The following is a 9,623-nucleotide window of genomic DNA, read 5'->3' as shown; positions in this document are numbered from 1 at the left end:
TTATACCACCCGCAGTGAAGCCATGAGGGAAGAAAGAAGGATCAAAAATCTAAAAAGCAGAAAAGAAACATTAAAATCTTTCGGGCTGACAGAGGCATAGGACATCCCGATTGCATCGTGGACGACAAGGGTTCTCCCGATAAATCGGGATTGGGACTACAAAGCCTGGTAAATTTACCGGCTTTTTTTGTTTTAGGAGTATTATGTTCTACGTTTACCTGATTGAGTCGGTTGAGACTGGTACATATTATATTGGGCAAACCAACAATATTGATGAAAGGGTCAATAATTATCACAATGCTGGAAGATGCAAATACACTAAAAATAGACGACCATGGAAACTGATAGCCTATAAAACTTATACCACCCGCAGTGAAGCCATGAGGGAAGAAAGAAGGATCAAAAATCTAAAAAGCAGAAAAGAAACATTAAAATCTTTCGGGCTGACAGAGGCATAGGACATCCCGATTGCATCGTGGACGACAGGGGTTCTCCCGATAAATCGGGATTGGGACTACAAAGCCTGGTAATTTTACCGGGCTTTTTTTTGTTTTAGGAGTATTATGTTCTACGTTTACCTGATTGAGTCGGTTGAGTTTGGTACATATTATATTGGACAAACCAACAATATTGATGAAAGGGTCAATAATTATCACAATGCTGGAAGATGTAAATACACTAAAAATAGACGACCATGGAAACTGATAGCCTATAAAACTTATACCACTCGCAAGGAAGCCATGAAGGAAGAAAGAAGGATCAAAAATCTAAAAAGCAGAAAAGAAACTCTTAAATCATTCACACAGACAGAGGCATAGGACATCCCGATTGCATCGTGGACGACAGGGGTTCTCCCGATAAATCGGGATTGGGACTACAAAGCCTGGTAATTCTACCGGGCGTTTTTTGTTTGTTAACTTTTCTAAAATTTGACCTACCCCAGGAACATTTTCCAGGAAATTGGTATTACTTTTTAAACGGCCTCCATTTTTTTAACCGATAACGATTATACTTTAAAGTTCCCTCGATTTTTATCGAAATTTAATAAATCCCAAATTAAGAAATTAGAAATGGATATTATTAAAATAATTGAAGAAGCTGAGGATTTCCCTACGCTTCCAAATATTACGTTTCAGCTAAACCAGCTGATGAGTAAAGAAGATGTTTCATTACATTCGGTTGCGAAACTTATTGAAACAGATAGCTCCATGGTTACGCGTATCTTAAAAAATGTTAACTCAGGATATTACAAGCTTAATTCTCCGATTAGTAATATTTATCAGGCTGTATCTATTTTGGGAATCCGAACAATGCGTGATATAACTTTGATGGTTTCATTTAATAAGCTTTTTCCACAACAGGAATTGCTACCATACAGTTCTCTATTTTATCGTTCACTTTGTGCAGGGATTGCCTGTAATTTTTTATCGGACATTACAAAAATTAAAAATCGATCCGAGGCATTTATAGCATCATTATTACAAAATCTTGGCGCATTTGTATTTATGTTTTACCTGGGGAAGGATTATTTAAAAATTATTGAAGAAGCTAAAGAGTATGGTGTAAAACTGGCCTTGGTTGAAAAAAACAAATTAAAAATTACCCAGGCCCAAGCAGGATCAATCATTGCTGAAAAATGGAAATTACCACAAGAAATCGTATTGGCCATACGCTACCAAAATAATTTAAAGCTATCTTTTAAGAAAAATTTTGGCCCGGACTTTAATGCGATTGTAAAACAATCATATCTCGGCGGAATTGTTGCTGATATTTTTTTAGGATGGAATAAAGCAGTAAAAATCGCACAGTTTAAAAGAGAATATGGCCGGTTATTTCATCAATACAAATCAGTCCCGGAAGCAGAAGATATTTTGCATTCCATTCCACATTTAGTAATGGGCCAGGTAGAAAGCATGAACCAGAGTATGGAACCACTTCTTCCGTTTGAACAAATTAAAGGCAATGCCGATTTCGAATTAGAATTATTGCTTAGTAAGCACAATAAGCTTTTTTCAGATTTTAAAAACAGTGAGTCCCGGCTCCAAACCATGGAATTTGCGCAGAATAATTGACTACTTTGTTGATTAGATCTAAAACAATTTTTACCTTCACACCTTCAAATAATATTTAGCAGAAACCCAAACTTTATACGAATTGTCACTATTTTGAAATTTAACCTTTCCTTTCTTGGATTTATCATACTTTGTCTAATATGGAGCTCTACCTGGTTGTTTATAAAGATAGGCCTGGAAACAATGCCACCATTTTTAAGCGCCGGAATACGCTTTTTTATTGCTTTCTTAGCTTTAAGTGTTTATGCCATAATATTAAAACTAAAATTTCCCAAAGACCTTAAATCACACTTGTTCTTTCTTTTATTTGGACAAGCTATTTTTACCATATCGTATGGACTTGTTTATTGGGGAGAACAATACATTGATTCTGGTTTAACGAGTGTTCTGTTTTCAGTGATGCCATTTTATACCGCCGTTTTGTCGCTTAAAATGTTGCCGGGTGAAAAACTAACCATAAGGAAAATAATTGGGATTTTCGCAGGATTGATTGGGACTATTGTGATTTTCGGAGGACAAATTGAAATCGGTTTTGAAAACTCTTTTCAGACTTTAGCTATGATAGGAATATTACTTAGCCCCTTATTCTCCTCATATGGTACAATTCTTGGAAAAAGAGCTGTTAAGAAATTTCATCCCATTACACTTAATACATTGCCGTTGCTTTATGCCAGTTTAAGCTTCATATTTATTTCAATTTTTTCCGAATCTTTTGGTGATGTTCAATTTACAGGGATGGCTATTTTTTCTTTGTTTTATCTGGCAATATTTGGAACTGCAATCGCTTTTGTTATTTATTTTTGGATGCTGAAAAATACTTCGGCAATAATGATGTCTTCAATAACTTTTATAACACCTCCACTCGCCCTAGTCTGGGGTTGGATGTTTTTAGATGAGTCTCTTTCTTGGGAATTAGTTTTAGGAATGGTAATTATTTTTACGGGAATTTGGTTTGTACGGGATATTGAGACAAAAACGGTTATTGAAAAATAAATTCTTTAACATTTTTCCGGTCGATCATATAATGCTCTAATACTTTTTCAACAAGCCCTTCCCGAATAACAAAAAGAATATTTATATCTTTGGTCGCAAGCTTATTAAGCAAACTGGATATTGAGGGCTCCAGTCCCTTTCTATTTAATTCCAAAGGCCCAATCTCATCAATAATAAGCCAATCATATTCTAAAGTATTAAAATTTAATAGCTTCTCTTGTGCCCATTTAAAAACAGCTTTGCTAAATACAAACCGGCCAACTTTTTCCTGATCCTTCTTTTTAGACGGGTTTTCCAGGGAACGCTTTTCCTGACTTGAAATATGCAAAAGATGTCTTTGGCCATAAATTACAGGCGCAAGAATTCCATCAACATCGGATCGATTTCTTTGCCATTCAACCAGACGAGTTGTTTTTCCAGTTTGTATTGGGCCGGTTAGCACAAATAGTTTCATAAAAGAAGCTAATGCTTCTAATTCAAAAACTCAACAATCGCCTTATTAACCCGTTCGGCCTTTTCAAACTGCACAAAATGGCCACATTCAGGTATCACTATCAATTCTGAATCAGTGATTTCAGATTCTGCAATTTCAGCAATATCTTTTGTAAACCCGCCATGAAGATATGGATTCGGGATCAACTGATCATTTTCGCCAAACAGAATTAAGGTCGGTTGTTTAATCTCATCCAACCGTTCATAAACCGGCCCATCAACCATTGCTGCCACATTTTCTGCAACCGCATAACAATAAAGATCAAAACCATCGGCCCTGCGCATTTGGATACGCTCCGTAATCATAAATTCCGCATCTTCAGGGTACTCATAAAAGTTTGATTTGAGGTTAACATCAATTGAACGTATCGGTGTATCTTTTATAAGATCCGGCGTCACTACTTTTTTAAACCAGGCGGCTTCACCTTCGGTAAAAGTTTCAATCCCTGCCGGAGATATTAATACAAGATTGCTTACAAGCTTTGGATAATTTAAGGCTGTGGTGATTGCAATTTGGCCGCCCATTGAATGTCCAACCAATGTTAAAGATTTATGCGATACTTTTTCTGATAACAGCTTTATGATGTCGGCGTAAAAATCCATTGTAAATTGAAAATGGCCTTTTTGAGATTTGCCATATCCTGGAAGATCTAAAGCGATAACACGATGTTTTTTTGCCAGCTCAGGAATATTTTTTATCCAGCCTTTTGCATTGCTGCCTAATCCATGAATTAATATAACCAAGTTATCCGAAGAGCCTTCATCAATTGCAGCCACCTTAATATTTTTAATCTGGAAATATTTTGTTTTATAACCGTAGTCAAAATCTTCAAATTCCGCAGTAGGCAAATCATAAAAACGGCTTGTTGAACAACTCATAGAAAAAACCAAACTTATAATAAATAAAATAGTTACTCGTTTCATAAACCGTCTCCTAAAACATTATCCATTTCATTGTTACAAAAGCTGTCCACGGATCTTCCGGGCGTGAGGTGCGATCTCCATTTAATAATGGTGAGTCAAAGAAGTCACCCAATTTCAGATAGGCCAGGTGTAATTCTAAATCCATAAAAACTTTTGGTCGATACAACAAATTTAAATTAATCTCTGAACCAACCATGTTGCCACCTTCAAAAGGAGAGACATTTGACAATCCGCTTCCCAAACCAATCTTGGCTTTAAACTTGTTTGGAATAATATCATACGATCCGGTAAGAGATGCGGCTGTTAATCCATAACCAACATTTTGAATATCAATAACGGCAGCATTAAAACGATTTACAACATTTCCATGCGGCAAAAGTAGATATAATCCATGGCTAAAAAAGACTGCTCCCGGAGCTGTCCAGTTATTTCCCGTTAAGATACCAGTGTACTTGCCGTCTTCTATATTTTCTGTGTCACCTGTGCTAAAAACACCATCGAGAGCTACAAAATCATTGCTGTTTTTACCATATTTATAGGCAAGCCTAAGATTCCCTGCATATCCCATTATGTCAACATCGTGTGATTTTGAAACTGCTGATCCAAAGTTCATAATCCCGAAACCACTGTATCCAAAACGACCTTGATTTAAAAGTGGATTTCCATGGAAGTGAGATCCAAGCCAGAACACATCTGCCTTATAAGATTCGTTACCAAAATTGAAATTGAAAACGCCATTGTAATTACTTAAACCTGAACTAAGGCCCTGCCCCAAAATCGAAACACCACCTTCACCATTGGCCCTGTCTTTTAAATACCAAAATGAAAATCCAATACTGTTAACAATATCTAAATCATATTCGTAATCGAATTCATGAAAAATCACATCATCATTATGGTCAACATTGTTTTCATATAATTGGTAAACACCTGCTTTAAATCTCTGGTTCGGCAGAAGGTAATGCGAAGCTATTCCTGTTGCATCAGATCCCCAAAAAGCCAATCTGTAACCAGTATTAACTAAAACATTTGTGAATGTATAAGACGGCACATTAATGTTATCAAACAAGCGGGTTAAACCTGCATTAATAAACAGATTTTTTTGCGGGCGAAATTCGATAAAAAGATTCTGTGTTTGCATATTTACAAAATCTGCCCCAAAACCACCACCAAAGTTTCCTCCTGCACCATAATTAGCATCGCCCCATGTCCAGTCAAATTCAAATGACATGCGCATTTTGGCCCAGCCATCAAAGAGGCGTGGTGAATAGGCAATCAGCGGGATAAAACGCTGCTCGGTATATGATGATAACTTTTTCTTTCCGGTTACAGTTGTATTTCCACCGAACAAACGGCCTACAACCTGTCCTTTTAAAAACTCATTTGTAGGTGCTACATTCGATGCTTCTGATCGAATAAAATAATAACCAATAAAAGTAAACTCATCTTTATCACGATCATTTTTGTCTTCTGCAAATTCATTTGTGGATTGTGCCAATAGAAAGCCAAAAGACATTATTAAGTAAAAAGCCAGCAATTTTTTCATGATCATTCTCTTTGATCTAAGTTTAACAAAATAGAACAGCCGACTCTTTTAGAAAAAGAGCCGGCATTGTAATCTATTCTACCGCTACATAATTCTGAATATTTATTGTTCCTAAAGCTCCACCATTTGTGCTGCCAAAGCCGGCTGTTACAGTTGGGGGAACTGCGCCAATATCTGGGTTTGTTTGTACAACTTCAAGCTGCATTGTAGCCGAAGTACCTTCTGTTACTTCAATAATTCCTCCCTGATCAAACGAAGGAGAACTATATGAGATAGAAATTGAATGTACATCTCCAGTGGCGCTTTTTGTAACAGAGTAAGTTCCACTGTTTGTAGACCAGCCAGCTCCAATAACATGCTGATCCAGAACAATTGAGCCATCTTCATTCATCGTAACATAAATTGAGTCAATGCTAAAAGATGTTAACAAAGGTGCAATATTATCACCCGCGCTTAGCCATTTTCCTACCCAGGCTTCTGCGTCATCGCCATTACTATCTGTTCCACTGTCACTTTCGCTGCAACTAACAGCAAATAATAACATGGAAACAGAAACTAAAAGTGCAAATAATCTTAAAAATTGATTCATGAGAATCCTCCTTCTTGGTTGTTTGGTAATTGATTATTTAAGTTTTAAACGGTCAATTTTGCCCGCTGCATTTTTTGGTAATTCTTCAATTAGCTTAACATGTTTAGGGATCTTGAATTTTGCCAGACTGCCTTTACAAAAATCCATCATCGTGTTTTCATCAAAGTCACTGCCCTCTTTTAAAACAACAAATGCTTTCCCAACTTCGCCCCATTTTTCATCTGGAACACCCAAAACCGCAACTTCTTTAATGTTGGTATGCGTGTACAAAAACTTTTCCACTTCTGCCGGATAAACATTTTCACCACCGCTGATAAACATATTTTTTTTGCGGTCAACTACATAATAATATCCTTCTTCATCAAAGCGCACAATATCACCCGTATGAAACCAATCATCGGTTATAGCTTGCTTTGACGCTTCCGGATTTCTCCAATATCCGGGTGTGACAACCGGAGATTTTAACCATAACTCACCAATTTCATTTGCCGTGCATTCTTTACTATCTGCCATTACTTTTGCATCAATGTAAAAATTTGGAAAACCGATGGAACCCTTCTTGCGAATTGCATCTCCATGATGGAGTGAAAAACAGTTTGGGCCAACTTCAGTGAGGCCATAACCCTGGCGGATAAAAACACCTCTCTCATGCCAGGCATCAATTAATGGTTTGGACATTGGAGCACCGCCGACAACCGCATATCGAACAGAAGATAAATCGATCTTGTCAAAAAGAGCCGAATCAGCCAGCATTTGCATCATGGTTGGAACACCAAACAAAATGGTAGATTTTTCTTTTTCAATCAGTCTCAAGATTAAATCTGTATCGAACTCAGTTAAAATTGTATGCGATGCGCCATGATGTATAAAAGGTGTCAGTAAAACATTCCAACCACCAGTGTGAAACAGTGGTGCGTAACTTTGTGTATGATCAGCGGATGTTAAGTCCAACCTTAATGCAGTATTTATCGAATTCCAGTACAACATTTTATGGGTTATCATTGCCCCTTTAGGAACACCTGTTGTCCCCGATGTATAGAGGATCATAACAACATCATTTTCTGTGATATGAGAAGTTGAAATTTCCGAACTATCAAATGAATTAGTCAGAAATTTTTCCAGATTATCAATCTCAATTTTAGTTTTATTAAAATCCTGTACCTGTGCTGTGAACTCATTTTCATAAAACAAAACGTGCGGTTCGGCATCTTCAAAAAGAATTTTTGTTTCTGCTGCTGTTAAACGGAAGTTTAATGGAACAAGGATTGCCCCAATCTTGATACATGCAAAAAATAAAAAGACATACTCAGCGCGATTTTTTGAATAAACTGCAACCCGGTCTCCCTTTTTTACTTTTAATTCATCACGTAAATAAACAGCAAGATTGGAAACACGGTTGTTGAAAATTCTATAACTCCATTCCAAGTCGCGTTTGTGCTCCCGAAAAACCACTTTATCCGGTGTGTATAGCGCCCACTTTTCCAGCCAGTCAAAATGTGTCATGCCCGGCTCCTGTTAAACTTTAATACAATCATGCCAACGACTAGTGATGCTACAATTGCAACTGCCGCCGCAACTCCCGGGTTTTCTCCTGTTGAAAGTGAAAATGGGATTGAAATTTTACCGTAGTACATTGTAAAATGAATTACAATCGCTGAGATAGAGGCCGCAATCGGGACAGCTTTTGACATATCTTTTATAAACATACCAAACAGAATGGGTACAAATGCTGCAGCGAAATAAGCATAAACACCATTCTGGGCAAAAATAGCAACACTTAGTTTTGGATTTATTAATTGGTCGTAAGAGAGAAAAATTGAAACTACCGCTAAAAATATAATCACTGTTTTGTTTATGAAAATACTTTGTTTTTCTTCCAGGTTAATATTTTTAAATTTTGCAGATAGCGGGCGGATAATATCATTTGTAATGGTGGTTGCCAATGCCTGGATCAAACCTTCGAGTGTAGAAATCCCCGCAGAAATTAGTCCGAGCACCACGACCAATCCTATATAAACTGGAAATTCCATAATAACATATGCAGATATTATTCCATCCATCTTCAAAGCTTCGCCATTAAGTGTTAAATCCGGAAAACTTATCCGGGCATATAATCCGGTTATCACAACCAGGAAAAAAATTAACTCTGTTATAACGGCAACTGTTAAAAAACGATTTACATCTTTGTCTGATTTAAGTAAAAGGGATTTTGTAATGATGTGTGGTTGGCAAACTATTGCAACACCAACAATGATTTGAGCAACAATAATTTCAAAGTAATCGCGAAACAGGAAACTGGCTGTATTGGTGCTTTGTGCCAGCATTGGATCGATTTGTTTTAGCTTATCAATAAAGCCGAATACCCCTTCACGGAAATGCTCATATCCTGAACCTAAAAGAATAAAAGCAACAACAAGCATTAAGACAGCTTGCATGGTATTTGTATAAACCATGGAATTTGCGCCGCCAAACATCATATATCCAAAAATGAAAACCACGATGGAAATCAAAGCAGCCATTTCTGAAATATCAAGAGTTTTGGAAAGAACTTTTGTGAGACCAACACAAATCAGAACTATAAAAGTAATTAAGAGAAGTGCCAAAAATGCAAAGAAAAGAGAGTAGCCGGGACTTTTGTAACGAGTTCCCATCCATTGTGCCATGCTTAAGGCTTTAACATTGCTGCCATGCTTGCGAAAACTTTTGGAAAGTAAAACCAGTGAAACCACAGCAGCAATAGGCAGAACGACGGCGTAAGAGATAACACCGCTTATTCCATATAAGGCAACAAATCCCGGATTAATTATAAAGGTTGCGGCACTGGTCATCGATGCGGCAAGAGCCAGACCTACTGCAACCGGTGAAAAGTTTACACTTCCCAATGCATAATCCGACATGCTTTTAATTTTAAGTGCACCGCGAATTACAAAAAAAAGCGTTGCACCTGCAAAAAGCGCGATTAATATCCAACCGGCTAAACCAAAACCATTTGTTGCCATAATTATTT

General features: G+C 37.1%; 10 protein-coding genes. 4 read left to right on the top strand and 6 right to left on the bottom strand.

Features of this window, described 5'->3' with window-relative positions; translation table 11 throughout:
• The first annotated feature begins 203 nt into the window (after positions 1 to 203).
• The 4 genes from HND50_11615 to HND50_11600 all read left to right on the top strand — a co-directional run bounded on the left by HND50_11615 (position 204) and on the right by HND50_11600 (position 3,065).
• Positions 204 to 458, top strand: coding sequence for a GIY-YIG nuclease family protein (locus tag HND50_11615; GenBank protein NOG45877.1), 255 nt, complete (start codon positions 204 to 206; stop codon positions 456 to 458).
• Positions 459 to 563: 105 nt separating this feature from the next.
• On the top strand, positions 564 to 818 hold the full coding sequence (locus HND50_11610) for a GIY-YIG nuclease family protein (protein NOG45876.1): 255 nt from the start codon (positions 564 to 566) through the stop codon (positions 816 to 818).
• A 252-nt stretch (positions 819 to 1,070) separates the two neighbouring features.
• Complete coding sequence (locus HND50_11605) at positions 1,071 to 2,072, top strand: HDOD domain-containing protein (protein NOG45875.1); 1,002 nt, start codon at positions 1,071 to 1,073, stop codon at positions 2,070 to 2,072.
• A gap of 93 nt (positions 2,073 to 2,165) precedes the next feature.
• The gene (locus HND50_11600; protein NOG45874.1) at positions 2,166 to 3,065 is read left to right on the top strand and encodes an EamA family transporter; all 900 of its coding nucleotides are present in this window, start codon (positions 2,166 to 2,168) and stop codon (positions 3,063 to 3,065) included.
• On the opposite strand, the gene HND50_11595 is transcribed toward HND50_11600, so the two are convergent.
• The 6 genes from HND50_11595 to HND50_11570 all read right to left on the bottom strand — a co-directional run bounded on the left by HND50_11595 (position 3,052) and on the right by HND50_11570 (position 9,615).
• Positions 3,052 to 3,519 (bottom strand): hypothetical protein, encoded by a 468-nt coding sequence (locus tag HND50_11595; GenBank protein ID NOG45873.1) that lies wholly within the window; start codon positions 3,517 to 3,519, stop codon positions 3,052 to 3,054. The genes HND50_11600 and HND50_11595 overlap by 14 nt on opposite strands.
• Positions 3,520 to 3,536: 17 nt before the next feature.
• On the bottom strand, positions 3,537 to 4,481 hold the full coding sequence (locus tag HND50_11590; GenBank protein ID NOG45872.1) for an alpha/beta hydrolase: 945 nt from the start codon (positions 4,479 to 4,481) through the stop codon (positions 3,537 to 3,539).
• 10 nt (positions 4,482 to 4,491) lie between these two features.
• Positions 4,492 to 6,027, bottom strand: coding sequence for a hypothetical protein (locus HND50_11585; GenBank protein NOG45871.1), 1,536 nt, complete (start codon positions 6,025 to 6,027; stop codon positions 4,492 to 4,494).
• A 73-nt stretch (positions 6,028 to 6,100) separates the two neighbouring features.
• The gene (locus HND50_11580) at positions 6,101 to 6,616 is read right to left on the bottom strand and encodes a hypothetical protein (protein ID NOG45870.1); all 516 of its coding nucleotides are present in this window, start codon (positions 6,614 to 6,616) and stop codon (positions 6,101 to 6,103) included.
• Between the two features lie 33 nt (positions 6,617 to 6,649).
• Entirely contained in the window at positions 6,650 to 8,119 is a 1,470-nt protein-coding gene (locus HND50_11575) for a long-chain fatty acid--CoA ligase (GenBank protein ID NOG45869.1), read from the bottom strand.
• A complete protein-coding gene (locus HND50_11570) occupies positions 8,116 to 9,615 on the bottom strand; it encodes a sodium:solute symporter (protein ID NOG45868.1) in 1,500 nt (499 codons plus the stop codon). The genes HND50_11575 and HND50_11570 overlap by 4 nt, the downstream gene beginning before the upstream one ends.
• Positions 9,616 to 9,623 lie beyond the last annotated feature (8 nt).

The sequence above is a fragment of the Calditrichota bacterium genome (assembly GCA_013112635.1).
Lineage (GTDB): Bacteria > Calditrichota > Calditrichia > Calditrichales > J004 > JABFGF01.
Note: the sequence above shows the minus strand (reverse complement) of the source record. Positions and strands in the feature narration are given on the sequence as shown.